Source organism: Microbacterium sp. 22215 (assembly GCF_052045655.1).
In the GTDB taxonomy this organism is placed as follows: Bacteria; Actinomycetota; Actinomycetes; order Actinomycetales; family Microbacteriaceae; genus Microbacterium; species Microbacterium phyllosphaerae.
Genome location: NZ_JBQEPC010000002.1, coordinates 417,542 through 443,862, shown reverse-complemented (window position 1 = coordinate 443,862; position 26,321 = coordinate 417,542). Strand labels below are relative to the sequence as shown.

At 68.6% G+C, this 26,321-nt stretch carries 24 protein-coding genes and 1 tRNA gene; 15 read left to right on the top strand and 10 right to left on the bottom strand.

Annotated elements, in window-relative coordinates; translation table 11 throughout:
* Window positions 1-77: 77 nt before the first annotated feature.
* From ACTJKH_RS05425 to ACTJKH_RS05415, 3 genes are read right to left on the bottom strand one after another with little or no spacing between them, the layout of a single operon-like run.
* Window positions 78-1,055, bottom strand: coding sequence for a zinc-binding dehydrogenase (locus ACTJKH_RS05425; RefSeq protein WP_440736041.1), 978 nt, complete (start codon window positions 1,053-1,055; stop codon window positions 78-80).
* A gap of 43 nt (window positions 1,056-1,098) precedes the next feature.
* Entirely contained in the window at window positions 1,099-1,521 is a 423-nt protein-coding gene (locus tag ACTJKH_RS05420) for an organic hydroperoxide resistance protein (protein ID WP_440736040.1), read from the bottom strand.
* Window positions 1,522-1,547: 26 nt separating this feature from the next.
* Complete coding sequence (locus ACTJKH_RS05415) at window positions 1,548-2,015, bottom strand: MarR family winged helix-turn-helix transcriptional regulator (RefSeq protein WP_440736039.1); 468 nt, start codon at window positions 2,013-2,015, stop codon at window positions 1,548-1,550.
* A 74-nt stretch (window positions 2,016-2,089) separates the two neighbouring features.
* Between ACTJKH_RS05415 and ACTJKH_RS05410 the strand changes: the two genes are divergently transcribed.
* Together ACTJKH_RS05410 and ACTJKH_RS05405 are read left to right on the top strand one after the other, a co-directional pair.
* Window positions 2,090-2,491, top strand: a complete 402-nt coding sequence (locus tag ACTJKH_RS05410) for a hypothetical protein (protein WP_440736038.1) — start codon at window positions 2,090-2,092, stop codon at window positions 2,489-2,491.
* 48 nt (window positions 2,492-2,539) lie between these two features.
* On the top strand, window positions 2,540-4,198 hold the full coding sequence (locus tag ACTJKH_RS05405) for an MFS transporter (protein ID WP_440736037.1): 1,659 nt from the start codon (window positions 2,540-2,542) through the stop codon (window positions 4,196-4,198).
* Window positions 4,199-4,236: 38 nt separating this feature from the next.
* Here ACTJKH_RS05405 and ACTJKH_RS05400 read toward each other — a convergent pair whose 3' ends face one another.
* The gene (locus ACTJKH_RS05400; RefSeq protein ID WP_210097627.1) at window positions 4,237-5,073 is read right to left on the bottom strand and encodes a helix-turn-helix transcriptional regulator; all 837 of its coding nucleotides are present in this window, start codon (window positions 5,071-5,073) and stop codon (window positions 4,237-4,239) included.
* Window positions 5,074-5,164: 91 nt separating this feature from the next.
* Between ACTJKH_RS05400 and hxlB the strand changes: the two genes are divergently transcribed.
* Both hxlB and hxlA read left to right on the top strand, forming a co-directional pair.
* The gene (gene hxlB, locus ACTJKH_RS05395; RefSeq protein ID WP_440736036.1) at window positions 5,165-5,746 is read left to right on the top strand and encodes a 6-phospho-3-hexuloisomerase; all 582 of its coding nucleotides are present in this window, start codon (window positions 5,165-5,167) and stop codon (window positions 5,744-5,746) included.
* 43 nt (window positions 5,747-5,789) lie between these two features.
* On the top strand, window positions 5,790-6,413 hold the full coding sequence (gene hxlA, locus ACTJKH_RS05390; RefSeq protein ID WP_210097629.1) for a 3-hexulose-6-phosphate synthase: 624 nt from the start codon (window positions 5,790-5,792) through the stop codon (window positions 6,411-6,413).
* Window positions 6,414-6,479: 66 nt separating this feature from the next.
* Here the strand turns inward: hxlA and ACTJKH_RS05385 are convergent, their stop codons facing one another.
* Window positions 6,480-7,262, bottom strand: coding sequence for a phosphatase PAP2 family protein (locus tag ACTJKH_RS05385; protein ID WP_440736035.1), 783 nt, complete (start codon window positions 7,260-7,262; stop codon window positions 6,480-6,482).
* Window positions 7,263-7,600: 338 nt separating this feature from the next.
* Between ACTJKH_RS05385 and ACTJKH_RS05380 the strand changes: the two genes are divergently transcribed.
* From ACTJKH_RS05380 to ACTJKH_RS05370, 3 genes are read left to right on the top strand one after another with little or no spacing between them, the layout of a single operon-like run.
* Window positions 7,601-8,419, top strand: a complete 819-nt coding sequence (locus ACTJKH_RS05380) for a COG4705 family protein (protein ID WP_440736034.1) — start codon at window positions 7,601-7,603, stop codon at window positions 8,417-8,419.
* A 23-nt stretch (window positions 8,420-8,442) separates the two neighbouring features.
* The gene (locus ACTJKH_RS05375; RefSeq protein WP_440736033.1) at window positions 8,443-9,123 is read left to right on the top strand and encodes a response regulator transcription factor; all 681 of its coding nucleotides are present in this window, start codon (window positions 8,443-8,445) and stop codon (window positions 9,121-9,123) included.
* Window positions 9,120-10,481, top strand: coding sequence for a sensor histidine kinase (locus ACTJKH_RS05370; protein WP_440736032.1), 1,362 nt, complete (start codon window positions 9,120-9,122; stop codon window positions 10,479-10,481). Before ACTJKH_RS05375 ends, ACTJKH_RS05370 begins: the two co-directional genes overlap by 4 nt.
* A 65-nt stretch (window positions 10,482-10,546) precedes the next feature.
* Here ACTJKH_RS05370 and ACTJKH_RS05365 read toward each other — a convergent pair.
* Both ACTJKH_RS05365 and ACTJKH_RS05360 read right to left on the bottom strand, forming a co-directional pair.
* Window positions 10,547-10,619 (bottom strand) — tRNA-Arg (locus ACTJKH_RS05365).
* 16 nt (window positions 10,620-10,635) lie between these two features.
* Window positions 10,636-11,445, bottom strand: a complete 810-nt coding sequence (locus ACTJKH_RS05360) for an SGNH/GDSL hydrolase family protein (RefSeq protein ID WP_440736031.1) — start codon at window positions 11,443-11,445, stop codon at window positions 10,636-10,638.
* A 70-nt stretch (window positions 11,446-11,515) separates the two neighbouring features.
* Between ACTJKH_RS05360 and argS the strand changes: the two genes are divergently transcribed.
* Together argS and ACTJKH_RS05350 are read left to right on the top strand one after the other, a co-directional pair.
* A complete protein-coding gene (gene argS / locus ACTJKH_RS05355) occupies window positions 11,516-13,180 on the top strand; it encodes an arginine--tRNA ligase (RefSeq protein ID WP_440736030.1) in 1,665 nt (554 codons plus the stop codon).
* A 37-nt stretch (window positions 13,181-13,217) separates the two neighbouring features.
* On the top strand, window positions 13,218-14,078 hold the full coding sequence (locus tag ACTJKH_RS05350; RefSeq protein WP_440736029.1) for an LmeA family phospholipid-binding protein: 861 nt from the start codon (window positions 13,218-13,220) through the stop codon (window positions 14,076-14,078).
* A 2-nt stretch (window positions 14,079-14,080) separates the two neighbouring features.
* On the opposite strand, the gene ACTJKH_RS05345 is transcribed toward ACTJKH_RS05350, so the two are convergent.
* Window positions 14,081-15,139 carry a YhjD/YihY/BrkB family envelope integrity protein gene (locus tag ACTJKH_RS05345; RefSeq protein WP_440736028.1) on the bottom strand — a complete coding sequence of 353 codons (1,059 nt, stop codon included), beginning with the start codon at window positions 15,137-15,139 and terminating at the stop codon, window positions 14,081-14,083.
* Between the two features lie 149 nt (window positions 15,140-15,288).
* Between ACTJKH_RS05345 and lysA the strand changes: the two genes are divergently transcribed.
* The 5 genes from lysA (at window position 15,289) to prfA (ending at window position 22,247) form a co-directional block, all read left to right on the top strand.
* Window positions 15,289-16,698 (top strand): diaminopimelate decarboxylase, encoded by a 1,410-nt coding sequence (lysA, locus tag ACTJKH_RS05340; RefSeq protein WP_440736027.1) that lies wholly within the window; start codon window positions 15,289-15,291, stop codon window positions 16,696-16,698.
* Between the two features lie 66 nt (window positions 16,699-16,764).
* Window positions 16,765-18,072, top strand: coding sequence for a homoserine dehydrogenase (locus ACTJKH_RS05335; RefSeq protein ID WP_210097641.1), 1,308 nt, complete (start codon window positions 16,765-16,767; stop codon window positions 18,070-18,072).
* Complete coding sequence (thrB, locus tag ACTJKH_RS05330; protein WP_440736026.1) at window positions 18,069-19,004, top strand: homoserine kinase; 936 nt, start codon at window positions 18,069-18,071, stop codon at window positions 19,002-19,004. Before ACTJKH_RS05335 ends, thrB begins: the two co-directional genes overlap by 4 nt.
* Before the next feature lie 196 nt (window positions 19,005-19,200).
* Entirely contained in the window at window positions 19,201-21,156 is a 1,956-nt protein-coding gene (gene rho, locus ACTJKH_RS05325) for a transcription termination factor Rho (protein WP_440736025.1), read from the top strand.
* 11 nt (window positions 21,157-21,167) lie between these two features.
* A complete protein-coding gene (prfA, locus tag ACTJKH_RS05320; protein WP_210097644.1) occupies window positions 21,168-22,247 on the top strand; it encodes a peptide chain release factor 1 in 1,080 nt (359 codons plus the stop codon).
* A gap of 37 nt (window positions 22,248-22,284) precedes the next feature.
* On the opposite strand, the gene ACTJKH_RS05315 is transcribed toward prfA, so the two are convergent.
* A complete protein-coding gene (locus ACTJKH_RS05315) occupies window positions 22,285-22,938 on the bottom strand; it encodes a response regulator (RefSeq protein WP_440736024.1) in 654 nt (217 codons plus the stop codon).
* Window positions 22,935-24,584 (bottom strand): sensor histidine kinase, encoded by a 1,650-nt coding sequence (locus ACTJKH_RS05310; RefSeq protein ID WP_440736149.1) that lies wholly within the window; start codon window positions 24,582-24,584, stop codon window positions 22,935-22,937. The genes ACTJKH_RS05315 and ACTJKH_RS05310 overlap by 4 nt, the downstream gene beginning before the upstream one ends.
* 152 nt (window positions 24,585-24,736) lie before the next feature.
* Here ACTJKH_RS05310 and ACTJKH_RS05305 point away from each other — a divergent pair, with 152 nt between their 5' ends.
* Window positions 24,737-26,281, top strand: coding sequence for a CitMHS family transporter (locus ACTJKH_RS05305; protein WP_440736023.1), 1,545 nt, complete (start codon window positions 24,737-24,739; stop codon window positions 26,279-26,281).
* The last annotated feature ends 40 nt before the right edge of the window (window positions 26,282-26,321 follow it).

The following is a 26,321-nucleotide window of genomic DNA, read 5'->3' as shown; positions in this document are numbered from 1 at the left end:
TCTCGATGTCACCGTCAGCGTAGGCGGCATTAATTGCCGCTGTCAAGTAATGCTCGACGCCCTGCGCCTCATTGGGGTCAGAACGTCAGCAGAACCTTGCCCACGCGTCCGGCGGTGTTGCTGGCGCGAACCGCGTCGGCCACGTCGGCCGCGTCGAAGATACCCGCGACGGGAAGCGTGAGCGTACCCTCGGTGACCCGCTGGATGAGCTCTCCGAACAGGGCGCCGCGTGTGGCGGCATCCATCGTCTGGATGACCTTGCTGCCCCAGAAGCCCTTGACCGTGGCCTGCTTGAAGATCACATCGCCCGATGCGATCTCCATGGTGGGGGAGTTCATCGCGCCGAAGGCGACGAGCGTTCCTCCCTCGCCGAGGAGAGACAGCACGTCGCCGGCCGACGAACCGCCGACCGAGTCGATGCCGAACGCGACATGGGCGCCGCCGGTGAGCTTCGCGACCTGGTCGCGCCAGTCGTCCTGGTCGGTCGACACGACGTTCTCGATGCCCTGCTCCCGGAGCTCGTCGACTCCGGCGGCGCGACGAACCAGGCCGAGGACGTTCACGCCACGCGCGGCACCGAGCTGCGCGAGCATCCGTCCGACGGCGCCGTTCGCCGCGTTCTGGACGATCCAGTCGCCCTTCTCGGCTCCCAGGAACTGCAGCAGGCTGATGGTGCTGAACGGCATCGACACCAGCTGTGCGGCGCTCTCGTCGCTGAGCGACTCGGGTACCGGGATGAGTCCTGCGGCATTCGCGACCACGTACTCGGCCCAGGCGCCGAACGTGCCGCCCGTGGCGACGCGCTGGCCGACGGTGAGGTTCTCGACGCCCTCGCCCAGCGCATCCACGACGCCGAGCGCCTCGGTGCCCGATGCCGCAGGCAGCTCGGGCTTGAACCCGTAGGTGCCGCGGATGGTCCACAGGTCGTGGTTGTGGATCGGTGACAGCACGATCTTCAGCCGGACCTGACCCGGGCCGGGCTCGGGGGTGGGGCGTTCGGAGACGGTCAGGACCTGTTCGGGTTCGCCGAAGGTGTCGTGGGTGAGGGCGCGCATGATGTTCTCCTTGTGGGATGAATGGGGTGGATGCGGGTCTGGATCAGTCGTCGGTGACGGTGATCTGGACGTCGATGTTGCCCCGGGTCGCGTTGGAGTAGGGGCACACCTGGTGTGCGGCGTCGGCGAGTGCCTGAGCCTGGTCGTGCGGCAGGTCGGGGATGACGACCTCGAGCTGCACGGCGAGACCGAAGCCGCCCTCGCCGTTCGAGCCGATCTGCACGCGAGCGCCGACCGAAGAGTCGGTGATCTTCACCTTCTGCGTGCGGGCCACGGTCTGCAGGGCGGAGTGGAAGCACGCGGCGTAGCCGGCGGCGAACAGCTGCTCGGGGTTCGCTCCGTCGCCGCTTCCGCCCATCTCCTTCGGGATGGCGAGGTCGATGTCGAGTCGCCCTTCGCTCGTGGCGACGCGGCCGTTTCGGCCGGCTCCGGTGGCGAGTGCTTCGGCGGTGTAGAGAGCGTCCATCGTGTGGATTCCTTCCAGGGTTGGGTTCAGTCGGCGCGAGGTGCGCGCGCGGTGGATTCGGGGGCGACTGCCGAGTTCTGCAGTCGCGAAGTGAGCTCGTGGAGCTCGGCGATCAGTCGGTGGCGCTGATCGTCGTCCTGCATGCCGGCGAGAGCGGCGATCGCGGTGTGGACCGGCGCGACCTCGGAGCGCAGCGCCGTGCCGGCTTCGGTCAGCCCCACGGTGACGACCCGCTCGTCGGCAGAGCTTCGGGCGCGTGCGACGTAGCCCGCCTGCTCGAGGCGCCGGACGAGGGGGGAGAGCGTGCCCGAGTCGAGCTGCATGGCGTCTCCGAGCGAGCCGATCGTCTGCTCGCCCTCCATCCAGAGGATCGCGAGCACCAGGTATTGGGGATAGGTCAATCCCCACGGTGCGAGGAGGGAGCGGTATGCCTGCGTCGTCGCGCGGGCGGCGGAGTACAGGGAGAAGCACACCATCTCGTCGGTCACGGCCATGACTTAAGTATTGCACGCGATTAGATTGTGCACAATCTAATCGCGAGAGCGTCGTCTCGCACTAGGCTCCGACCATGAAGGTGCGCCCGGTCGATCTCGTCGACGTGTTCGTCTACCTCGTCGTGCTGGGGGCCTTCACGCAGCTCTTTCCCGAGGTCATCTCCGAATCGTTCCTGCTCGCGCTGCTCACGGCGATCCTGCTCAAGCTGGTGCTCGAAGTGGTCCTCCTGATCAAGAAGCGCATCGTCACTCGTATCCGGGGTGCACGCTCTCCCTGGATCCGAGTGGTGAACGTCGCTGCGCTCCTGCTCGTGCTCCCCGGCAGCAAGTTCCTCGTGCTCGAGCTCGTCGACGCGGTGTTCGGCGACGCCGTGTATCTGGGCGGCTTCTTCCAGGTGACGGCGCTGATCATCGTGCTGATGCTGGCTCGGGGCGGCGTCCGCCGGATCTTCGACACTCCCTCTCGCGACCTCTGATCTCGAGAATTCCCCCAGCCCGTCTCTTTGCTAGCTAAGCTAGTAGTCATGGAACGATACTTTCGGCTGCGGTGGGTAGGGCTCGTCTTCATCAGCATCGCCGTCTCGCTGATCATCGTCGACTCGACGATCGTCAACGTGGCGATCCCGGCGATCGTCGACGACCTGGGCATCACGTCGACCGAGGTGCAGTGGGTGCAGGAGGCCTACACGCTGGTCTTCGCCGCGCTGCTCCTCGTGTTCGGCAGTCTCGCGGACCGCTTCGGCCGTCGCCGGGTGATGCTCATCGGAGTGGTGGTCTTCGCGGCGTCATCCGTGCTAGCGGCCTTCGCCCCCGACGGTGGGATGCTGATCCTCGCCCGCCTCGCGCAGGGCGTCGGCGGAGCGATGATCCTGCCCACGACGCTGTCGATCATCAACGCGACGTTCCGTGGTCGCGAACGCGGCATCGCCTTCGCGGTGTGGGGCTCGACGATCGGTGGCATGGCCGCCGTCGGCCCGCTGCTCGGCGGATGGCTGACGACCGCCTTCTCGTGGCGCTGGGCATTCGGGATCAACATCCCGCTCGGGATCATCATCGTCGTCGGCGTTCTGCTCACAGTCGCCGAGTCGCGTAGCGATCGTGTCTCGAAGATCGACGTCGTCGGAGCGCTCCTGTCGGTGCTCACGATGGGAAGCCTCGTGTTCGGTCTGATCGAGGGCCGCACCTACGGGTGGTGGCTCGTGGATCAGCGCTCAGAGATCGGCGAATGGTCGTGGCCGCTCGACCTGTCGCCCATCCCGTTCGCCTTCGGGGTCGCCCTCATCTCGCTCATCGCCTTCATCGGTTGGGGAATCCACCGTCAGCGTCAGGGCAAGTCGACGCTGCTGGCCCTGCGTCTGTTCGCGATCCCCTCGTTCCGCAACGGCAACATCGCGGCGACCGTCGTGTCGCTCGGAGAGTTCGGGATCATCCTCGCGCTGCCGCTCTGGTTGCAGTTCGTGCTCGGATTCGACGCGCTGCACACGGGGCTGCTGCTGCTCGCCCTCGCCGTCGGATCGTTCGTCGCCAGCGGAGCCGCGGGAGCGGCGAGCGGAAAGATCGCGCCGGTCTGGGTCGTGCGTGCAGGGCTGGTCGCTGAGATCATCGGCGTCGCCGGCGTCGGCTTCGTCATCGCTCCGGATGCCTCGTGGGTGCCGCTCATCCCGTTCCTGTTCGTCTACGGACTCGGTGTGGGACTCGCCACGGCCCAACTGACAGGAGTCGTGCTCGCCGATGTGCCGGTCGCCGACAGCGGCGCCGCATCCGGAACCCAGTCGACGTCACGCCAGCTCGGTGCGGCCCTCGGTGTGGCCGTGCTCGGAACCGTGCTGTTCACCACCACCGCAGGCATCCTCGCCTCGTCCCTCGACGACCGAGGGCTGTCCGCGGATCAGCGCGACCAGATCGTGTCGTCCGTCGTCGACAGTGCGGGCGGAGCGATCAGCGGGCTCGAGGCGAACCCCGAGACCGCAGCCATCGCTGACGACGCGAAGGAGGCATTCTCAGACGGCACGCGCTTCGCCGCGTGGACGGCTGCCGGATTCCTCGCCGTCGGTCTTCTGTCGACGATCTCCCTCGGGGCAGGAGCAGGGGCAGGGGCGCGAGGCCGGAACGACGACGAGGCGAACACGGACTCGCAAGTGGCGGGCGCCGCTCCGGATCCGGGAGGGGATCCCTCGATCTGACCCCGGTCTCGCTGCCCGGCACGCGGGGTGCAGCGGGACTATCGGGCGAGTGACGCCAACTCTCCGCGAGTCCGGCATCCGGTCTTGCGAAGCAGGTTCGACACGTGGAACTTGACCGTGTTGTCGCTGATCCCGAGCGTCGACGCGATCTCTCGGTTACGTGAGCCGGCGACGACGAGACGAAGCACCTCTCGCTCTCGTGCCGACAATTCGGTGACCTCGGTGAGCGGCTCCGGCGCGGCGGGAGGATCGAGGGGGAGGCGGATGTCGATCGCCGACCCCCATCCCTCCGTCGACGACACCGCGAGATCACCGTTCAACGCGACCACGCTCTCGGCGGCGGGACGCAACGCGTCGTCGCTGACCGAGAGCTCACCGCGCCCGTCGTCCCTGATGCCGATCAGCAGGTTCAGACCGTCGCAGTCCCACTGGATGCGCACGCGGCGCGCGGTCGTGTCATCGACGATCGCGAGCACGGAGTTGCGCACGATCGCGCGAGCGGCGTGGGCGACCTCGCTCGGCAGAGCGCGGCCGGTCGCGGGCGGCTCGATGAACTGCACGTCGAGGTTCCCGAACCGCTCGAGGGGGCGCAGGTCCGACTGCAATCGTGCGAAGGCACCGACGACGGGCTCCAACACCGCCTCCTTCTGGCGATCGCTGGCGACCCGCAGCTGCACGAGCGCGTTCGCCGCCGACTCGATCGCGAGATTGCGCGCCGCACGGTCATCGAGTCGGTCGGAGCGCAGGATCGCGAGCAGCGACTCGAGGGCCACCGCGTGGCGATCGGCCAGCTCCGAGATCGCCCGCGCGCCGTCCTGATGCGCTCGCCGCAGGGCGGGGGAGTCGACTTCCGGTACTGCCTCGTTCGCACTCACCTACCCATCATGCACCACCCATCCTTTCGGGTAGGTCGAACCGTGCCGGCGGGCGGGGGCACGCCTCGCCGCTTCGGCGCACGATGGACACATGGACGTGATGGAGGTCGGCCTCGGGCATTCTCTGGGGCTCGTGGCGAATGAGGTCGGCGCGGTACTCGACTCGGTGATCCGCACCGATCCGGTGGCGCTCGCGCGCGTGTCCGACCTGGTGGCGGAAGCCCCGCGAGTGTTCGTGCTCGGAGCGGGGCGCTCCGGGCTGGCGCTGCGGATGACCGCGATGAGGCTCATGCACCTCGGTCTGGAGGTGCATGTCGTGGGCGAGACCACGACGCCGGCGATCGCTCGGGATGACCTCCTCGTGGTCGCGAGCGGTTCGGGCACGACATCCGGCATCGTCCGTGCGGCTGAGACCGCCGTGAGCGTCGGAGCGAAGGTCGTGGCCATCACGACGGACGCCACGTCGCCTCTGGCGGAGCTGTCGGGCTCAGCGACCGTCGTCGTTCCCGCAGCAGGCAAGCTCGATCGTTCGGGAGCCGCCTCCGCGCAGTACGCCGGCAGTCTCTTCGAGCAGGCGGTCGTCCTCATCGGCGACGCCCTTTTCCACGCTCTCTGGGCCCGAAGCGGACAGGACGCGGACGACCTCTGGCCGCGTCACTCGAACCTCGAATGACCGAAGCCCCCACATACTCACCCGCAGTAAGGAAAGGAACACCATGAAGCTGCAGTTCGCAATGGACACCCTGACGACCGAGGCCGCGCTCGCGCTCGCCGAGGCAGCCGCCCCGCACGTCGACATCCTTGAACTGGGGACGCCGCTGATCAAGAGCGCCGGCCTCAGCGCGGTGACCGCGATCAAGAAGGCGCACCCCGACAAGATCGTCTTCGCCGACCTGAAGACCATGGATGCCGGTGAGCTCGAGGCCGACATCGCCTTCACGGCCGGCGCAGACCTCGTCACGGTGCTCGGCACCGCGGGCGACAGCACCATCGCGGGAGCGGTCAAGGCGGCGAAGGCGCACGGCAAGGGGATCGTCGTCGACCTGATCGGCGTCAAGGACAAGCCCGCACGGGCGAAGGAGGTCGTCGAGCTCGGCGCCGAGTTCGTCGAGATGCACGCCGGCCTCGACGAGCAGGCCGAGGAAGGCTTCACGTTCGACACGCTGCTGCGCGACGGCGAAGCATCCGGTGTGCCGTTCTCGGTCGCGGGCGGAGTGAACGCCGCGAGCATCGGTTCGGTCCAGAAGTCGGGGGCGCAGATCGCCGTCGCCGGAAGCGCGATCTACAGTGCGCCGGATGTCGGAGCGGCCGCGGCCGAGCTGCGCGCAGCCATCGGCTGAGCGCGTCTGGCGGTGGGCGGGGTGGCGTGTCCGCCTCGCACGCTGAGAACGGCGAACTGATGGCGATCAATCGGATGCAGCTCGACCTGCTCCACGAGCTCCGCCGAGACCTGCCGTCCCCGGGCGCGATCGGGAGGACAGAGGAATCGCCCGTCGACTGACGTCGCGATCGCGCGCCCCGACGGTGAACAGCGCCCGGGTCACCGCCCAGTAGACGACCAGCGCGATCGACGTCCCGAGCACTGCACCGGCCAGCACGTCCGTGAGCCAGTGCGCTTCGAGGAACGTGCGACTCCACGCCATCGCGATCACCCACGGCACCGCGATCACCCAGAACCACCGACCGATCAGGAGTGCGAGGACGCATGCGGTCGTCGCAGCGAGAGCGGTGTGCCCGGACGGGAACGAAGCCAGACCCGTATCCGAGAGTGAGTCCGCCGGGCGCGGGCGCGCGACGAGCGTCTTGATCGTTCCCGTCGCGATCTCGGAGCAGATCATCGCCGCGGCGAGCGCGAGCGCGGCCCATGGTCGTCGCAGGATGAGCAGCGTGATCGTGAGAAGCACACCCACGATCACCATCGAGTTCACGCCGCCGGCGACCTCGAACCACCTCGCGACGGTGATGCCCGCATCCGTCCGCCTTTCCTGCATCAGATCGTGCCATGCGCTGTCGAGCACTGTCGGCCCTCTGCCCGAAGCGACGAGAAGGATCCCCATGGCCACGACGGCGGCGACTCCGATCGATCCGAAGATGACCAGGAGCCGGCGTGGGTGACGAACTCGCGCCGTCGTCGCGGACGCATCGTCGGGGAGGGGAGCAGTGGGGAGCATCGGTTCGCTTTCGTGCATCAGCGCAGACGCGTCGATCACGCGCCGAATCTGGTGCTTCGACCGTATGGACGCCCGCTGGGCATCGCATGCGTCTGCGCGGCGTCGCGTCTGAGAGAACCCTCAGGCGCTCGGAAGACCCACCGGCGCGATGCGGTGAACCGGAATGCAGAGCCGAGAAGGAGCCCGATGACGTTGGCCGAGATGTTGTCGGCGAGTGCGGAGTCGCCTCGGCGGACGCGGCCGATGAGTGAGAACACTCTCAGAAACGCGGCGGGTGAGCGTTCTCTGAGAGAACACTCACCGCTCAGGGGGCGCTGGTGGGGCGAACACCAAGAAAACGCCGGGACTCTGACGGCATGACGAACACGAATCCCGACCACACGCGCACCATCCTGTTGAACAGGGTGCCGGAGGTGACGCTCGCCTTCTGGGTGATCAAGATCCTCTCCACCACCACCGGTGAGACCTTCGCCGACTTCCTCAACGACGATGTCGGTCTCGGGCTGAGCCTCACGACCTGGATCATGGGCGGCCTCCTGCTGGTGGCCCTCGCCGCGCAGTTCGCGACCAAGCGCTACACGTCCGGCGTCTACTGGACGGTGGTGGTGCTGATCAGCATCGTCGGCACCCTCCTCACCGACAATCTGACCGACGTGCTCGGGGTCCCGCTCTGGGTGAGCACGCTCGTCTTCAGCGCCGTGCTCGCCCTCACCTTCGTGATCTGGTTCGCCCGCGAGCGCACACTGTCGATCCACACGATCTTCACCCGGCGTCGCGAGGCGTTCTACTGGATCGCCATCCTGTTCACCTTCGCGCTGGGCACCGCTGCGGGCGACCTGATCTCGGAGGGGCTCGGTCTGGGATACGTCTTCGGGACGATTCTGTTCGCCGCGCTGATCGGAGCGATCGCGATCGCACGGTTCGCGTTCAAGGCGAACGTGGTGTTCTGCTTCTGGGCCGCGTACATCCTGACGAGGCCGCTCGGGGCATCGATCGGCGACCTGCTCTCCCAATCTCCTGCTGACGGTGGCGTCGGGGTGGGGACGACCCTCACGAGCGTCGTGTTCCTGGTGATCATCGTTGCTGTCGCGGTGTACCTCGGGGTCAAGGTCGACCGGCAGCGTCGTGAAGCCTTGGCGAACGGCGCCCCAGCACTCGTCGCGGTCGCACCGTAGTATCGCCACGAGGAGGCGATCACGTGACGCTGAGGATCCTGACGGTCGAAGACGAACGCGAGATGGCTGACCTCCTCGCCCGCGGCCTGCGGCAGGAAGGATATTCCGTCGATATCGCCGGCGACGGGGTGGAGGCGATGGCACGTGCAGCCGCGGCTGAGTATGACATTGCGATCCTCGATGTCATGCTCCCCGGAATGTCGGGATTCGAGCTGTGCCGATGGCTGCGCAGACAGCATGCCGGGCTCGCGATCATCCTGCTGACGGCCCGCAACGCCGTCGACGATCGGGTGAGCGGTCTCGATGCCGGAGCCGACGACTATCTGACGAAGCCGTTCGAGTTCGTCGAGCTCGCGGCACGACTGCGCGCACTGCGGCGCCGAGACGCGATCGGAAGTACACGGTTGGACGTCGGCGGGCTGCACATCGATACGGCGAAGCACCGGATCTCGACAGACGGAGGCGAACTGCAGTTGAGTCGCACCGAGTTCGATCTGCTGCGGCTGCTCGCCTCCCACATCGGACGGGTCATGCCTCGGTCGGAGATCCTCGACGAGGTCTGGGGGTCGGCGTCGTTCATCGATCCCAACATCGTCGACCAATACGTCAGCTACGTCCGTCGCAAGCTCGACGCCGTGGGGGCTCCCGTGCGGATCGCCACGGCCCGAGGCGTGGGGTACGAGCTGATCGCGGTCGAACGGTGAATCTCGCGCGACTGACGATCCGGACGCGGATCACCGGGGGCAGCCTGCTGATCGCGCTGCTGATCTCGGTGGCCGCGGGAGTCGTCATCTACAGTCAGGTGGCGAGGATCGTCGGTGACAGCCAGATCCGAGTACTCGAAGGCATCGAGGGCCAGTACATCACGGCGATCACCACCGGCGACACGGCGGAGTTCGACATGCCGGGGCCGGGACAGCTCGTCGCTGTCATCGATCCGACGGGCGCGATCGTCATCGACACTTTCCCCGCGGCGCTCAGCGACAGGGTGGGCGCCATCTCCTCACGACCCGATGGCGATCGCTCCATGGAGGCCGGCTCCGCCGAATACATCGTTCGGTCCACGTCGGTCGAAGTGACGGGGGGAGTGTGGCACGTCATCACGGCCAGCGACAGCGACTCCGATGTTCTCGATGACGTCGCCTGGCTCCTCATCACCAGCATCGCCGGGATCAACATCGCCTTCGGCGCCTCTGCGTGGCTCATCGGGTCCGCCGCGCTCGGCCCTGTCTCGCAGCTGCGTCGGAGTGCGTCAGATCTCGTCGCGACGGGCAGCACCGAGCTGTTGCCCGTCGGCCCTGCGCACGATGAGATCTCGGAGTTGGCCGGGACGCTCAACACGCTCATCGCCGGGCTGCGCGCCTCGACCGAACGGGAGCGGCAGATCGTCTCGGACGCGAGCCACGAGTTCCGCACGCCTCTCGCGATCATCCAGACCCGGCTGGAGCTCGCGCAACGCCAGGCGCGGAGCCTCGACGAGATGAGGACGGACGTCGCCGCCGCGCAGCGGACCGTTGCACGACTGTCGTCGCTCGCCACCTCCTTGCTGGAACTCTCGCGGATCGACGCACAGACGTCGACCGGAACCGCCACGGAGGGGCGCCTGTCAGCGGAGCTGGCGGATGCCGTCGATCGCGGTCGCCTGCGCGTCGCCGATCGGAGCATCCGGATCGACTACGCGGATGACATCTCACGGCCGTCCGGGACCGTCGCGGTGAGTGAGGAGGACTTCGGCCGCATCTGCGACAACCTCGTGAACAATGCGGTGCACGCGATCGGAGACCGGGGAGTGGTCGAGCTCCGACTCGTCGAAGAGGACGGCGCTGTCATCCTCACCGTCGCCGACGACGGCGGAGGCATGGACGAGGGCTTCGTGGCCTTCGCGCTCGACCGGTTCTCGCGACAGAGCGAAGCGCGCACGAGCGGTGGGTCGGGGCTCGGACTGTCGATCGTCGCCGGCATCGTCGCCAACGCAGGGGGCACCGTCGCACTCACGAATCAGCCAGGCGTCGGACTCCTGGTCCGAGTGCAGCTGCCGATCTCGGACGACGCGCGGACGTAGTCGGGATGTGGGGTCCGGATGCAGAAGAACCCCGCCCGACGGGCGGGGTTCGTCGTCTGTGTGTGTGCCCCCGACAGGAGTCGAACCTGCGACCTACGGTACCGGAAACCGGCGCTCTATCCACTGAGCTACGGAGGCGTACCGATCGACAATATCACTGCTCGGGAGTGGTCTCCGACCCACCCGCCTCGGTGACCGGCGCGTCGCCGAGCTCCGCGAGTGCGGCGGCCAGCTTCTCAGCGAGGTAGCGATGGCCGTCGGTGGACGGATGCTTGCGACCGATCTCGACGTCGATGACCGACAGATAGTTCTGCTCGGTGATCCAGTCCTGCGCGACGGGGGAGATGTACCACCAGCCGCGGGCCGAGGCGAGCTCTCCGAGGTCCCTGTCGATGCGGGCGGTCTCGGTACCCACCGGAAGCTCGTGGGGAGCGGGGCCGAGGATCACGATCGCTGCCTCGGGGTACTTCGCCGCCATGGCGTCCCACGCGGCGGTCACGGCCTCGCGGTACCCCGCCTCGCCCTGAGCGCGGTCGTTGATCGATCCCTGCATGATGATGAGATCAGGGGTGAGAGCCGGATCCAGTGCGGCGATGCGCTCGCCGAAGGCTGGTCCGTCGAGACCGGGCTTGAGATAGCCGCTGCCTCGCACGCCTTTCACGATCGTCTCGCCGTCGAGCAGGTCGGCGAGGACGTACGCGTACCCGAGTGTCGGCTCGGTCGCGGCAGAGCCGTAGGTCCAGGAGTCGCCGAAGACGAGGACAGTCGGATGCTCGGGGAGCAGCAGCGGCTCCGGGGCGATCGTGACCGCCTCATCGTCTGCGGCAGCAGCTCCGACGGGCACCGATGAAGGCACCGGAACCCATGGACGCCACACGCCGAGGATGACCGCGGCGAGAGCCAGGATCACGGCGACGGCGAGGCCTGCGACGGGCAGGCGGTGGCGGGCGGATGCGGCCTTCATGGCATGACTGTAGATCAGGAATCCGTCTGCGCAAATTCGGCGCCGTGACGCGCCGTAAACTGGGAGGCCTATGAACCCTGAAACGCTCGCCGAAGCCCTCCTCGCCGTCCTCGCACCGATCGCCGAGGAACGACGTCCCGGCGAGCCGCTCGCGCTCTCCGCAACCGACATCGTCTTCGAGCGCCCGCGCAACCGCGATCACGGTGATTGGGCCTCCAACATCGCGATGCGTCTGGCGAAGCCGTTCGGCACGAACCCGCGGGAGCTCGCCCAGCAGATCGCCGACGGCCTCGCGCAGGTCGACGGCATCGCGAGCGCCGAGGTCGCCGGCCCCGGGTTCATCAACATCCGCCTGGATGCGGCCGCGGCCGGTGCGCTGGCGAAGGTGATCGTCGACGCGGGCACCGAGTACGGGCACAACGACACCCAGGCCGGGCAGAGCATCAACATCGAGTTCGTGAGCGCGAACCCGACCGGCCCCCTGCACATCGGGCACACGCGCTGGGCGGCCCTCGGTGACGCGATCGCTCGCGTGCTCGCGGCATCCGGTGCGACCGTCGCCCGTGAGTACTACATCAACGATGCCGGTGTGCAGATGGAGCGCTTCGCGAACTCCGTGCTGGCTGCCGCGAAGGGCGAGCCCACGCCTGAGGGCGGCTACGCCGGAAGCTACATCGGTGACCTCGCGGCTCGCGTGCTCGCGGCTCGTCCCGATCTGCTCGATCTTCCCGAGGACGAGCAGGTGGTCGTCGCGCGGGAACTCGCCTATGAGTTCCAGCTCGACGAGCAGAAGCAGTCGCTCTCGAAGTTCAACGTCGACTTCGATGTCTGGTTCTCGGAGCGCGTGCTTCATGCCAAGAACGATCAGGGTGTGAGCCTCGTCGACGAAGCCGTCGACCGCCTGCGCGAGCAGGGCCACGTCTTCGACGACGAGGGTGCGGTCTGGGTGCGCACGACCGACTTCGGTGACGACAAGGACCGTGTCATCCGTCGCTCGAACGGCGAGTACACGTACTTCGCCGCAGATGCCGCCTACTACCTGAACAAGGGCGACCGGGGCTTCGAGTACAAGCTGTACCTGCTCGGTGCTGATCACCACGGATACGTCCACCGTCTCAAGGCGATCGCCGGAGCCGCAGGTGAGAACCCGGAGAAGAACGTCGAGGTGCTGATCGGCCAGCTCGTCTCGGTCGGCGGTGCGCGCCTCAGCAAGCGCGCCGGAAACATCATCGAGATGGACGACCTGCGTGAATGGCTCGGCACGGATGCGCTGCGCTATTCGCTCGAGCGCTCGCCCGCCGACTCTCCTCTGGCACTCGACCCCGAGCTGCTGCAGAAGCGCACGAACGACAACCCGGTCTTCTACGTGCAGTACGCGCACGCCCGCACGCACAACGTGGCGCGGAACGCGGCTGACTCCGGAGTGGACCGGTCGGAGTTCGCCCCCGAGACCCTCACCCACGAGACGGAGAGCGCTCTGCTCGGCGCCCTGCAGGAGTTCCCGCGCATCGTCGCCTTCGCCGCGGAGGTCCGCGAGCCGCACCGCGTCGCGCGCTACCTCGAGGAGCTCGCAGGTCTCTACCACCGCTGGTACGACAACTGCCGCGTGATCCCGCAGGGCGACGACCCGATCGAGACCGTGCACCGCACGCGCCTGTGGCTCAACGACGCCGCAGGCCAGGTCTTCCGCAACGGCCTCGACCTGCTCGGCGTGTCCGCACCCGAGCGCATGTGACTCGGCCGCCGTCCGCGCCGTAGGGCAGGATGGCAGCATGAGCGACGACAACCACACCCTCCCTTACCCCGCCGCCGATTCCGAGCATCCGACGCTCGTGATCCCCGGCGAGAAGGGGACTGAGGGTGCTGTCGTCGCCGCGCCCGCGAAACGGAAGCGGAAGCGCTGGCCGTGGGTGCTGCTGATCGTCGTCGTCGTGCTGGCGTTGCTGGCCGTGGCCGCGGAACTCGTCGTGAGGTCGGTGCTCCCCGGAGTGGTGCGCGGGATCGTGATCGACCAGCTCGACCTGCCCGCCGACCAGCAGATCGATGTGGAAGCCGACGGCATCCTGCTTCCGCAGCTCATCGGCGGCACTCTCGACACGCTGCATCTCTCCACGGATTCCGTCACGCTGCAGGGGATCACCGGCGCTGCCGACGTCACCGCGACGGGCGTGCCGCTGCGGGGCGGAGACCTCGGCGGCGCGACCGGCACGATCCGCATCGACGAGTCGCAGTTCACCGCTCTTCTGTCGGGCACCGACCTGCCCGTCGAGACGGTGACCCTCGACGCGCCGAACGCGACCGTCGCCGGCTCGGTGACCGCACTCGGCATCGCCATCCCGCTCTCGCTCACCGTGACACCCGGGGTGGCTGAAGGCGACCTCGAACTCACACCGGTCAGCGCCACGATCGGAGGGCTCGAGGTGGACCTCGACCAGGTCGGTTCGTCTCTCGGATCGCTCGGCGGCCGTCTCACCGAGACGCAGCGGATCTGCATCGCCGATCAGCTCCCCGCCGGCATCACCCTCACGGGTCTCGAGATCGACGGTACGGAGGCCGTGATCGACGTCGATGTCGACGGTGCGATCGCCACCGATGCGAGCCTTCTCGACAAGGGCGTGTGCCCCCAGGGCTGACGTCAGTCCGCCGTCGAGCCGGTGCGGAACTCCTTCTCGGCCTTCTGAGCGGCGCGCAGTTCGGTGGTCGCGCGCGCCACCTCGGCTTCCGCCTGCTGCACCCGGCGCTGGGGGAACGTGGTCGCTCCGAAACGGGCGCGCACCCTGTCGTGGCGCTCGTCCTCGGAGGTCACGATGTACGCGCAGGCGATCAGGATGACCTGCGTCGACAGGTTGAGCCAGATCAGCAGCGCCAGCAGCGACGCGAACGAGGCGAGAAGCGGGTTGCTGGTCGCTCCGCCGATGAAGAGACCCGACAGCTCCTGCAGGATGAGCAGCCCGACGCCGCCCAGCAGCGCGCCGGTCCAGAGGGACCGAGCTGACGGATGCGTCCCTGAGAGCAGTCGGAAGACGCCCGCGATCAGGACCGTGTCGAGCGCGAGCACGACGAGGAGTGACACGATGCGGATGCTCCAGACCGCCGCGGGGGAGTCGTCGGCGATACCGAGCAGGCCGGAGATCCAGGTGATCCCGATGCGTCCGATGAAGGTGACCGCGGCCGCCGCCACGAACGCGAGGCCGATTCCGATCGCGAGGACGAGGTTGCGCAGCATCACCCAGATGAAGAGGATGTCCGCCTGCGCCGTGCCGGCGAGCAGTCGCACCGCGGTGCGGAGGGAGCCGACGGCGGCGAGAGCCGACCCGGTGAGAGCGACGACCGAGATCGCACCGGCGATCGTGAACGAGACCGGGGCCTCGAGGTCGGACGGGTCGATGAGCCCTCCGTCCTCGCCGATGAGCCCGGGCACCACGGACTGCACCGCCGCGATGATCGCCTTCCATGCGTCGGGGTTCCCAGCGAGCCACAGGGCCGCGATGGAGAATCCGAGCAGCACACCGGCGAAGACGCTGAACAGCGCCCGGTAGGTGACGCTGTCGGCGAGCATCGGGCCCCGGCGCTCCGAGTACAGCAGGAAGGCGCGGACCGGCCTCCGCGTCAGCGCCCAGCGGATCGCCGTCGCGCTCACGCGTGCGATGAAGCCGGGGTGGTCGGCGTCGGGGGCTGCGGATGCGGTGCTCATGCCACCACCTTACGAGTGGCACCGAAGACAATTCAGGGGGTTGACGTCGGGCGTCACCATGACGGATGCGGCATGCGGGGTGCCCTAGAATCGGGGGCAACCTCGCAGTGCGCGTTCCTGCCCGAGACCCGTCCCACGATTGGTGTTCCTTGCTTTCCCCTGCCGATTCGCTCGCCCCGGAATGGCTCGTCGAGCCCGACGACGCGAACGATCTCCCGACCGCTGTGTGGCCTGCATCCACAGTCCGTGATGCTCACGGTGTCATCCAGATCGGGGGCGTCGCCGCCACCGATCTCGTGCACGCCTACGGCACACCGCTGCTCGTGATCGACGAGGACGAGGTCCGCGCCCGTGCACGCGCGTTCCGGCAGTCGTTCGACCGGGCCGCGGCTGACCACGGCACGACCGCCCAGGTGTACTACGCGGGCAAGGCGCTGCTGACCACGACGATCGCCCGCTGGGTCATCGACGAAGGACTCCGGGTCGACGTCTGCACCGGGGGCGAGCTCGAGGTCGCCCTCGCCGCAGGTGTCGCGCCCGCATCCCTCGGCTTCCACGGCAACAACAAGTCCGTCGCCGAGCTCGAACGCGCCGTCGAGGTCGGCATCGGCACGATCATCGTCGACAGTGCGATCGAGATCGAACGTCTGGCGGCCATCACCGCGCGGACGGACACGACGCAGCGCGTGCTGGTACGGGTGATCAGCGGGGTTCACGCCGAGACCCACGACTTCCTCGCCACCGCCCACGAAGACCAGAAGTTCGGCTTCCCGCTGCCCGAGGCCGAGCAGGCGGTCGCTCGCATCCGTGAGATCCCCGGTCTCGAATTCGCCGGCCTGCACTGTCACATCGGATCGCAGATCTTCGGCGTCGCCGGCTTCCGTGAGTCCGCATCGCGGGTGCTCGAGCTCCACGCCGCGCTTCTCGAGCGCGGCCCCGTGCCGCAGCTCAACCTGGGTGGCGGCTTCGGCATCGCCTACACCAGCGTCGACGATCCCACGCCCATCGAGACGCTCGCCGGCGAGATCGTCACCGCTGTCGCCGAAGGGTGCGCCGCGCGAGGCATCTCGATCCCTGCCCTCTCCTTCGAGCCGGGGCGTGCCATCGTCGGCACCGCGGGCGTCACGCTCTACGAGGTGGGCACGACCAAGGACGTCGCGCTCGATTCCGGGGCCACGCGCCGGTACATCAGCGTCGACGGAGGCATGAGCGACAACGCCCGTCCTGCGCTCTACGGAGCGCAGTTCTCGGCTCGTCTGGCCTCGCGCGTCGGTGTGGGCTCGCCGCAGCTCAGCCGCGTCGTCGGCAAGCACTGCGAGTCGGGCGACATCGTCGTCGACCACGAATTCCTGCCCGTCGACGTGACACCCGGCGACCTGCTGGCCGTCCCGGCGACCGGCGCGTACTGCGCTCCGCTGGCGAGCAACTACAACCACGTTCCCCGTCCGCCGATCGTCGCCGTCCGCGACGGCAGGTCGACGGTCATCGTCCGCGGAGAGACCATCGCCGACGTCCTGTCGAGGGATGCCGGCATCGACGCGCCCGAAGCCCACAGGTGATCCGCGGGCCGCACGCGCTGCGGCAGCCGATGACGCACGACTGATCCACCCTCCTAAGGAGAAGCAATGACGACTGAGTACCGACGACTTCGGGTGGCGCTCCTGGGCGCCGGCGCGGTCGGCTCCCAGGTGGCCGACCTGCTGCTGCGACACGGCGACGAGCTCGCCGATCGCGCGGGGGCCTCTCTCGAGCTGGCGGGCATCGCCGTGCGAAACCTCGACGCACCTCGCGACGTCGACCTGCCCAAGGAGCTGTTCACGACCGACGCCGAGTCGCTGATCCTCGGATCCGACATCGTGATCGAGCTGATCGGCGGCATCGAGCCGGCCCGCACGAGCATCCTCCAGGCGATCGGCTCCGGCGCAGACGTCGTCACCGCCAACAAGGCGCTGCTCGCGACGCACGGCCCCGAGCTCTTCGAGGCGGCCGACCGCGTCGGCGCGTCCGTCTACTACGAGGCCGCGGCCGCGGGGGCGATCCCGATCATCCGCCCGCTGCGCGACTCCCTCGCGGGCGACCGGGTCGTGCGCATCATGGGCATCGTGAACGGCACCACCAACTACATCCTCGACCGCATGGACACCGAGGGCGCGGACTTCGCCGACGTGCTCGCCGACGCCCAGCGACTCGGCTACGCCGAGGCCGACCCGACCGCCGACGTCGAGGGCTACGACGCCGCGCAGAAGGCAGCGATCCTCGCGAGCCTCGCCTTCCACACCGCCGTCCCGCTCGACGCCGTGTACCGCGAGGGGATCACGTCGATCACCGCCTCCATGATCGACGAGGCTCGTGCGGCCGGATTCGTCATCAAGCTGCTCGCGGTGTGCGAGCGCATCGAGGCCAACGGCGCCGAGTCGATCTCGGTGCGCGTCTACCCCGCCCTCGTCCCGAAGACCCACCCGCTCGCGTCGGTGCACGGTGCGAACAACGCCGTGTTCGTCGAGGCGGAGGCCGCCGGTTCTCTCATGTTCTACGGTGCCGGCGCCGGTGGCGTGCAGACGGCATCCGCCGTCCTCGGCGACGTCGTCTCGGCCGCCCGTCGCCACATCGCGGGCGGTGTCGGCGTGGGGGAGTCCACCAGGGCCAATCTGCCCGTCGTGCCGATCGGCCACGTCACCACCCGCTACCAGATCACCCTCGAGGTCTCGGACGCTCCCGGCGTTCTTGCGACCGTCGCCGGGATCCTGAGCGACGGCGACGTCTCGGTCGCCACGGTCGTCCAGACGGTCGAAGGCGAGGGCGAGCCCACGGCCCGCCTCGTGATCGGCACGCACCGCGCGACGGATGCGGCGCTCAGCGCGACGGTCGACGCACTCGCCGACAGCTCTGTCGTCGAGCGCGTCGTCTCGGTGCTGCGCGTGGAAGGCGAATGACGGTGGCAGCGGGGCGCACGGTCGAGGTGACCGTACCCGCGACGAGCGCGAACCTCGGCCCCGGTTTCGACACGCTCGGTCTGGCTCTGAGCGTCTACGACACGCTTCTGGTCACCGGGTTGCCCGCAGGCGAGCTCGAGATCGAGGTCTCGGGATCGGGTGCTGCGGAGATCCCGCGCGACGCGTCGAACCTCATCGTCCGCACGATCGCGCACGTCTACGCCGACGTCGACCGCCCGCTTCCCGGTCTGCGCATCGTGGCTGAGAACGGCGTCCCGCACGGTCGCGGTCTCGGCTCCTCCGGGGCGGCCGTGGCCGCGGGCATCCTCGCCGCCAAGGGGCTTCTCGAAGGCGACGTCGAGATCGACGACGCCGATATGCTGCGACTCGCCACGGAGATCGAGGGGCACCCCGACAACGTCGCGCCGGCGCTGTTCGGCGGACTGACGATCGCCTGGGTGGGCGAGCGCGGACCGCAGCACAAGAAGCTGCTCGTGCACCGCGGAGTCTCGCCGCTCGTCCTCGTGCCGTCGTACACGATGTCCACCTCGAAGGCCCGCTCCCTGCAGCCGCCGCACGTGTCGACCGCGGATGCCGTGTTCAACGTCTCGCGCTCGGCGCTGCTCATCGCCGCTCTCATGCAGAGCCCCGAGCTGCTGCTCGACGCGACGGCCGATCGCCTTCATCAGGACTACCGCGCCGAGGCGATGCCCGAGACGCAGCGGCTCGTCCAGGCGCTGCGCGCCGCGGGGTTCGCGGCCGTCGTGTCGGGTGCGGGGCCCAGCGTCCTCGTACTCGCTGACGGCCCCGGCAGCCGTCAGGGTGCCGTGGAACTCGCCGAATCGACCACCGACACCCCGTGGGAAGCGCTGCTGCTCGCGGTCGACGTGCGTGGTGGTACAGTGGGGACTCGAGCGGAGGGCTCCACGTAACTGCGTGAATCTGGCCCCATTGCAACTCTGCAAGACCCGCACGCAAACCCCTGTGGCACTGCTCTCACCGAGAACTCGTTCTTTTCGAGAACCCAGTGCCGAGGCTGGCTGACGCCGAGCGTCAGCCCGTGCGACCGCGCGCAGCACCCGTTGTGCGCGTACCGCTCACGTCTCCGAGACCAAAGAGGGAGTACTCGTGGAGAATTTCTCCGAGACCCAGAACGACAAGGCGGCACCCGCCGCCGAGGCTCCGGCAAAGGCCGCGAGCTCCGACGCCGCGACCACCACTGCGACCGAAGTGGCCCCTGCACGCAAGCGCGCACCGCGCCGTGCGACCACGGCGACGGCGGCAGCCAAGGCCGACAAGGCCGCTGCGGCCGACGCCCCGGCCGACAGCGCACCCGCGAAGTCCGAGGCCCCGGCGAAGGCCGAGGCACCTGTCGCCGAGGCGCCGGCAGCCGAGGCCGCACCCAAGGCGAAGGCCCCTCGTCGCAGTCGTGCCAAGAAGGCAGATGCAGAGCCGGCCGCTCCGGCTGAGGCAGCCGCCGCTCCTGCCGAGGCGCCCGCAGCGCCCGCCGAAGCCGCTGCTGCTCCCGCTGCAGAGGCATCGGACGAGCCGAAGAAGACCACGGGTCGCGGCCGTCGCACGGCCAAGAAGCCTGCGGCAGAGTCCGAGGCCCCTGCCGCCGAGAAGCCCGCCGAGGCCGCACCGGCTGAGACCGCACCCGCCAACGAGTCCTCGTCGGATCAGGGCGAAGGCAGCGACGAGCAGGGCGGCCGAGGCCGCAACCGCAACCGCAGCCGTAACCGCGGACGCGGCCAGAACGGCAACGGCCAGGCCGGCGAGCAGCAGCAGTCGCAGCAGCCCCAGCAGCAGAACAACGCCGACGACGAGGGCGGCAACGGCCGGAACCGTCAGCGCAACAAGCGCCGCGGCGGAGCTGCTCCGACCGACGAGTTCGACACCGAGATCGGCGAGGACGACGTCCTCATCCCCATCGCCGGCATCCTCGACGTGCTCGACAACTACGCTTTCGTGCGCACGACCGGCTACCTCGCCGGCCCCAGCGACGTCTACGTCTCGCTCGGGCAGGTCAAGAAATACAACCTGCGCAAGGGCGACGCGATCGTCGGCTCGATCAAGCAGCCCCGTGAGGGCGAGCAGCAGGGCCGTCAGAAGTACAACGCCCTGGTGAAGGTCGACTCGATCAACGGTCTGTCGATCGATGATGCGGCCACCCGCGTCGAGTTCGGCAAGCTCACCCCGCTCTACCCGCAGGAGCGCCTGCGCCTCGAGACGGCTCCCGAGAAGCTGACCCAGCGCATCATCGACCTCGTCGCCCCGATCGGCAAGGGACAGCGCGGCCTCATCGTCGCACCGCCCAAGGCCGGCAAGACGATCGTCCTGCAGCAGATCGCCAACGCGATCGCGCAGAACAACCCCGAGGTCCACCTCATGGTCGTGCTCGTCGACGAGCGTCCTGAAGAGGTCACCGACATGGAGCGCACGGTCAAGGGCGAGGTCATCGCCTCGACGTTCGATCGCCCCGCAGAAGACCACACCACGGTCGCCGAGCTCGCCATCGAGCGCGCCAAGCGTCTCGTCGAGCTGGGCCGCGACGTCGTCGTGCTGCTCGACTCGATCACCCGCCTCGGCCGTGCGTACAACCTCGCGGCTCCGGCATCCGGACGCGTGCTCTCGGGCGGAGTCGACGCGTCGGCTCTGTACCCGCCCAAGCGCTTCTTCGGCGCTGCGCGCAACATCGAGAACGGCGGATCCCTCACGATCCTCGCCACGGCTCTCGTCGAGACCGGTTCCAAGATGGACGAGGTCATCTTCGAGGAGTTCAAGGGCACCGGAAACAGCGAGCTGCGCCTGTCGCGTCAGCTCGCCGACAAGCGCATCTTCCCGGCCGTCGACGTGAATGCGTCGAGCACGCGCCGCGAAGAGATGCTGCTGTCGAACGACGAGGTCAAGATCACCTGGAAGCTGCGCCGTGCCCTCGCGGGCCTCGACCAGCAGCAGGCCCTCGAGGTCGTGCTGGGCAAGCTCAAGGAGACGCACTCGAACGTCGAGTTCCTGGTGCAGATGCAGAAGTCGATTCCGACGCTCCCCTCGGGCGCGCACGGTCACGACAACAACATCCGCTGAGCGGAGTCGCTGTGTTCGAGTCCGTCCAGACTCTGATCGACGAGCATCGCCGGGTGCAGGAGGAACTCTCCGACCCGGCGGTGCACGCCGACGCTGCTCGTGCGAAGCGCGTCAACCGCCGCTACGCCGAGCTGTCCAGGATCGTCGCCGCCCACGACGCGTGGGTGGCGGCATCCGACGATCTGGAAGCGGCGCGCGAACTCGCCCGCGAGGATGAGGCGTTCGCCGCAGAGGTTCCGTCACTCGAAGAGGGCGTCGAGGCGGCGCAGGAGAAGCTCCGGCGCCTCCTCATCCCGCGCGACCCCGACGATGCGCGCGACGTGATCATGGAGATCAAGGCGGGGGAGGGCGGTGCCGAGTCGGCTCTCTTCGCCGCCGACCTGCTGCGCATGTACATCCAGTACGCGGCATCCAAGGGGTGGAAGACCGAGCTCCTCGAGCGCAACGAATCCGACCTCGGCGGCTACAAAGACGTCCAGGTCGCGATCAAGGGCTCATCCACAGACCCCGCGCAGGGCGTCTGGGCTCATCTCAAGTACGAGGGCGGCGTGCACCGGGTGCAGCGCGTGCCCGCGACCGAGTCGCAGGGGCGCATCCACACGTCGACCACCGGCGTGCTGGTGTTCCCCGAGGTCGACGAACCCGACGAGATCGCGATCAACCAGAACGATCTGAAGATCGACGTGTTCCGCTCGTCCGGCCCGGGCGGCCAGTCGGTCAACACCACCGACTCCGCTGTGCGCATCACGCACCTTCCCAGCGGCATCGTCGTGTCGATGCAGAACGAGAAGTCCCAGCTGCAGAACCGTGAGGCCGCCATGCGCGTGCTGAGGGCCCGACTGCTCGCCAAGCAGCAGGAGGAGCTGGATGCTGCGGCATCCGACGCGCGGAAGTCGCAGATCCGCGGCATGGACCGCTCCGAGCGCATCCGCACCTACAACTTCCCCGAGAACCGCATCGCCGATCACCGCACCGGATTCAAGGCCTACAACCTCGATCAGGTGATGGACGGCGCGCTCGAGCCGATCATCGAATCCGCGATCCAGGCCGACGAAGAGGCGCGACTCGCGGCTGTGGGCTCCGAGTCCTGAGCCGCAGCCCTCGCAGCGAGGGTCGTTTCGCCTCCGATCAGGTGCGGGCGGCGTAGCGGTGCTCCGGACGTCCGGTGGCTCCGTAGCGGAGTCGCACTTCGACGACCGTCCGCGCCGCGAGCGAGGCGAGGTGACGCTGTGCGGTGGCCCGAGAGATCCCTACGCGCTCTCCGACTTCGGCCGCCGATGCCTCGCCGTCGCCGAGCGCGGCCAACACCAGCTGCTCGGTCGCCGATCGTGAGACGGAGACCGGCTCTCCGGAACCGTGCAGGATCGCCAGAGCGCGATCCGTGTCGTCCTGGCGCACGGGGCGGTCGCCGGCGAGGATGTTCCGGTACCGCGAGTACCGATCGAGGAGGCCGGTCAGCGCCCGGCGCTCGAAGGGCTTCAGCAAGTAGCCGAGAGCTCCTGACCTCAATGCCCTCCGCACGGTCGGGGCGTCGTCCGCGGCGGAGATGAGGACCGCATCGACGCTGGCGTCCTGCACGAGGGCGATGCCGTCGCCGTCGGGCAGGAAGACATCGGCCAACAGCAGATCCGGGTGCGCGGTGCGGATGGCTTCCCGTGCCTCGGCGATCGAGCGCACGGGTTCCAGCGCGATGAAGCCGGGGTGCTCGTCGATGATGGCGCGATGCAGCTCTCCGACTCGGAAGTCGTCGTCGAGGATGAGAACGCGGAGGGGATCGGTCATGGGTGCTCCTCGTGAGTTGTCGTGATGTCTGTGACGGCGCCGCCGAGGCGCGCGGCGAATACGGCGCCGCACTCCGTGCCGCCGGGGTCGATGATCCAGAGGTCGCCGTTCCTGCGCCGTGCGATCTCGCGCGCGAGCGGGAGACCGAGGCCATGGCCGTGGATGCGGTCCGAGCCGACCTCGTCTGAGGGCTTCGGCGACATCGGATCGACGCTCCCGAGCCCCGCGCCCGAGTCCGCCACCGTGAGCACGAGCGCGTCTCCGTCGCCCAGTACGGCGACCTCGACCCAGCGAGGCGTGCGCTCCCCGGCGACGGCGGCGGTCACGGCGTTGTCCACGAGATTGCCCAGCACGGCGGCGACGTCTTCCGGTTCCGCCACGCTGCCCAACAGCTGGCTGTCGTCCGCGATGCGGAGGGAGACGCCGCGCTCGCCCGCCTCGACCCCCTTCGCGCCGAGGAACGAGGTCAGGAAGGGGTCGCGGAGGAGGCCGAGGCCGGCGACGGGGAACGCCACGGACCCCCGCTCGACGAGCTCGCCGAGGAAAGCCCGCGCGTCCGAGACCCGCTCCGCATCGATGAGCCCTGCGGCGACGTGCATGCGATTGGCGAATTCGTGTCGCTGCACACGCAGCGCTGCGGTCATCGTGCGTACCGTGTCGAGCCTCTCGGTGAGGGCGATCAGGTCGGTGCGGTCGCGGATGATCAGCACGTCGCCGAGAGAGCGTCCGTCGCGCACGACAGGCCTCGACTCGAGGTACAGCACGCGCTCGTCCACGACGGCAGTCGATCGCTCACGGTCGCCGGTCACGGTCTCGAGCGCGGTCGGGGGGAGCCCGAGGCCGGTGAGGGGGCGACCGATCGGCGCGGTGAGTCCCAGCAACCGATCGGCGGCGTCGTTGCTCACTCGCACGATGCCCGCGGTGTCGACGGCGAGCACTCCGTCGTCCACGCCGTTGAGGACGGCGGTCTGGTTCTGCACGAGCGCGACGAGCTCTTCAGGCTGCACGCCGAGCGTGAGGCGCTCCCAGCGGCGGCGCAGAAGGAGGAAGGTGAGGACAGCGAGGGTCAGTGCCCCCACGGCGGTGACGCCGATCACGGCGAGCAGCGGGGGCAGGTCGTCGAAGACGCCCGTCCGCTCGAACCCCACGCTGACCTCGCCGACGGGGGTGCCGCTCTGGTCGCGCACCGGCACCTTCGCACGGGCGGACTCGCCGAGAGTTCCGGTCTGCCAGTCGACCACCTCGTTGCCCGCGAGCACTTCCTCGAACGGGGTGCTCACCTCTTCGCCGATACGCGAGGGCGTGGGGTGGGCGAGACGGATGCCCTCGTCATCCGCGATCACGACGAAGAGCGCGCCGGTGCGTTCGGCGACGTCCGTCGCGGTGCGCTGGAGATCGCCGACTCTGAGCGACTCGGCATCCGGTCTGACAGCGGCAGAGGAGATGCGTGCGACCTCGGCGCGGACCTGCGGGTCCTCAGCCAGCGTCCTCGCGATGCCGAGAGCGGTGGACTCGGCCTCCGCGCGCAGCTGTTGGACGGCGAGTGCCAGGTAGATGCCTGTGCACAGGCCGACCACGAGTGCGACTGTGGCGAGGTGCAGGAGCAGCGCGCGGGTCGCGAATCGCGGCCGGTTCTTCGTCGTCATCGCCACGGGCGCTCCCTTCGCGCAATATGCGCAGAACCCACGCTACGCGCACAACGACAGGGAATGCGTCTTAACGCGCCAGTGCCGAGCGGATTGCCTAGTCTCGTCAGGATCCGTCACAGATGACGGAGCGACGACGAAGGAGTCACCGTATGCCCGACCTGCTCACCGGCCTGCCCGCGGCCGCAGAAGAGGCGCCCACGTATGACGTGGCGTTCGTACCGCCGGAGTGGGTGCTCGTCCTCCTCGGATTCACGATGGTGCTCGCCTTCATGACGCTCATCATGACCAAGCGTCTGACCCCGATGGTCGCGCTGATCCTCGTCCCGACCGCGTTCGGTCTGTTCGCAGGTGCCGGTCTCGGTCTCGGCGACATGATCCTGGACTCGATCGCGACGATGGCCCCGACGGCCGCTCTGCTGATGTTCGCGATCATGTTCTTCGGGATCATGATCGACGTGGGGCTGTTCGATCCGCTCATCCGCGTGATCACCCGAGTGCTCGGTGACGACCCCGCGAAGGTCGTACTCGGCACCGCGATCCTCGCCGGCGCGGTCTCCCTCGACGGCGACGGCTCCACCACGTTCATCATCACGACGTCGGCCATGCTGCCGATCTACCTGCGGCTCGGCATGAGCCCCGTGGTGCTCACCTGCGTCGCGGGTCTCATGAACGGCACGTTGAACATCGTGCCGTGGGGCGGCCCCACTGTGCGCGCGGCGACGGCCCTCGGGCTCCAGCCGACGGACATCTTCGTCCCGATGCTCCCGGCACTCGGTGTCGGCATCGTCGTCACGCTCGGCTTCGCGTGGATGCTCGGGCTGGGGGAGCGGCGCAGGCTCGGTCGCCTCGACTCGGAGGGGCTCCTCGCCGGGTCCGGGGGCGGTGCGCTGTCGACCGTGCCGAAGATCTTCCGCGGATCCGACGCGAAGCCCGGAGCACGCGCCGCGCTGCGCACCGGCAACATCGTCGTCGTCGCCGGCGGACGGGGACCGGTGGCTGCCGCGAGCGTCGACCCGGCGGACACCGCGATGGCCGACACCATGCTCGACCCGGCTCGCCCCACGCTGCGTCCGACGCTGATCTGGTTCAACCTCGCTCTCACGCTCGCCGTGATGGTCCTCCTCGTCCTCGACATCATGCCGCTGCCCTACGTCTTCATGGTCGGTGCCGCCGTCGCCCTTCTGGTCAACTTCCGGGGGATCAAGGATCAGGCGTCCGAGATCGTGGCGCATGCGCCGAGCATCGTCGGCGTGGTGTCGATGGTGATCGCCGCGGGAGTGCTGGTCGGAGTCCTGTCGGGGACCGGCATGGTCGATGCGATGGCGACGTGGATCACCGACGTCCTGCCCCCGGCGCTCGGCCCGTTCCTCGCACCGATCACGGGTGTGCTGTCGATCCCGTTCACGTTCTTCATGTCGAATGACGCGTTCTACTTCGGCATCCTGCCGGTCCTCTCGCAGAGCGCCGCGACGTTCGGCATCGACCCCGTCGAGATGGCGCGGGCCTCGATCATCGGGCAGCCCGTGCATCTGCAGAGTCCGCTGGTGCCGGCGATCCTGCTTCTCGTCTCCCTCGCGGGCGTGAACCTCGGCGATCACCACAGGAAGGTGCTCTGGCGTGCCACGATCGTGTCGCTCGTGATGCTCGGGATCGGCATCCTGTCCGGAGCGATCCCCTTCTTCGTCGCCGCGTGACCGCATCCGCCGCGGGGACCCGGATGCGCCGGTTCCCCGC

What these genes read in the sequence shown, in the direction of transcription:
- ACTJKH_RS05425 (WP_440736041.1), bottom strand. Translation starts at nt 1,055, where the DNA reads ATGCGCGCCCTCACCCACGACACCTTCGGCGAACCCGAACAGGTCCTG.
- ACTJKH_RS05420 (WP_440736040.1), bottom strand. Translation starts at nt 1,521, where the DNA reads ATGGACGCTCTCTACACCGCCGAAGCACTCGCCACCGGAGCCGGCCGA.
- ACTJKH_RS05415 (WP_440736039.1), bottom strand. Translation starts at nt 2,015, where the DNA reads ATGGCCGTGACCGACGAGATGGTGTGCTTCTCCCTGTACTCCGCCGCC.
- ACTJKH_RS05410 (WP_440736038.1), top strand. Translation starts at nt 2,090, where the DNA reads ATGAAGGTGCGCCCGGTCGATCTCGTCGACGTGTTCGTCTACCTCGTC.
- ACTJKH_RS05405 (WP_440736037.1), top strand. Translation starts at nt 2,540, where the DNA reads ATGGAACGATACTTTCGGCTGCGGTGGGTAGGGCTCGTCTTCATCAGC.
- hxlB (WP_440736036.1), top strand. Translation starts at nt 5,165, where the DNA reads ATGGACGTGATGGAGGTCGGCCTCGGGCATTCTCTGGGGCTCGTGGCG.
- hxlA (WP_210097629.1), top strand. Translation starts at nt 5,790, where the DNA reads ATGAAGCTGCAGTTCGCAATGGACACCCTGACGACCGAGGCCGCGCTC.
- ACTJKH_RS05385 (WP_440736035.1), bottom strand. Translation starts at nt 7,262, where the DNA reads ATGCACGAAAGCGAACCGATGCTCCCCACTGCTCCCCTCCCCGACGAT.
- ACTJKH_RS05380 (WP_440736034.1), top strand. Translation starts at nt 7,601, where the DNA reads ATGACGAACACGAATCCCGACCACACGCGCACCATCCTGTTGAACAGG.
- ACTJKH_RS05360 (WP_440736031.1), bottom strand. Translation starts at nt 11,445, where the DNA reads ATGAAGGCCGCATCCGCCCGCCACCGCCTGCCCGTCGCAGGCCTCGCC.
- argS (WP_440736030.1), top strand. Translation starts at nt 11,516, where the DNA reads ATGAACCCTGAAACGCTCGCCGAAGCCCTCCTCGCCGTCCTCGCACCG.
- ACTJKH_RS05350 (WP_440736029.1), top strand. Translation starts at nt 13,218, where the DNA reads ATGAGCGACGACAACCACACCCTCCCTTACCCCGCCGCCGATTCCGAG.
- ACTJKH_RS05345 (WP_440736028.1), bottom strand. Translation starts at nt 15,139, where the DNA reads ATGAGCACCGCATCCGCAGCCCCCGACGCCGACCACCCCGGCTTCATC.
- ACTJKH_RS05335 (WP_210097641.1), top strand. Translation starts at nt 16,765, where the DNA reads ATGACGACTGAGTACCGACGACTTCGGGTGGCGCTCCTGGGCGCCGGC.
- thrB (WP_440736026.1), top strand. Translation starts at nt 18,069, where the DNA reads ATGACGGTGGCAGCGGGGCGCACGGTCGAGGTGACCGTACCCGCGACG.
- ACTJKH_RS05315 (WP_440736024.1), bottom strand. Translation starts at nt 22,938, where the DNA reads ATGACCGATCCCCTCCGCGTTCTCATCCTCGACGACGACTTCCGAGTC.
- ACTJKH_RS05310 (WP_440736149.1), bottom strand. Translation starts at nt 24,584, where the DNA reads ATGACGACGAAGAACCGGCCGCGATTCGCGACCCGCGCGCTGCTCCTG.
- ACTJKH_RS05305 (WP_440736023.1), top strand. Translation starts at nt 24,737, where the DNA reads ATGCCCGACCTGCTCACCGGCCTGCCCGCGGCCGCAGAAGAGGCGCCC.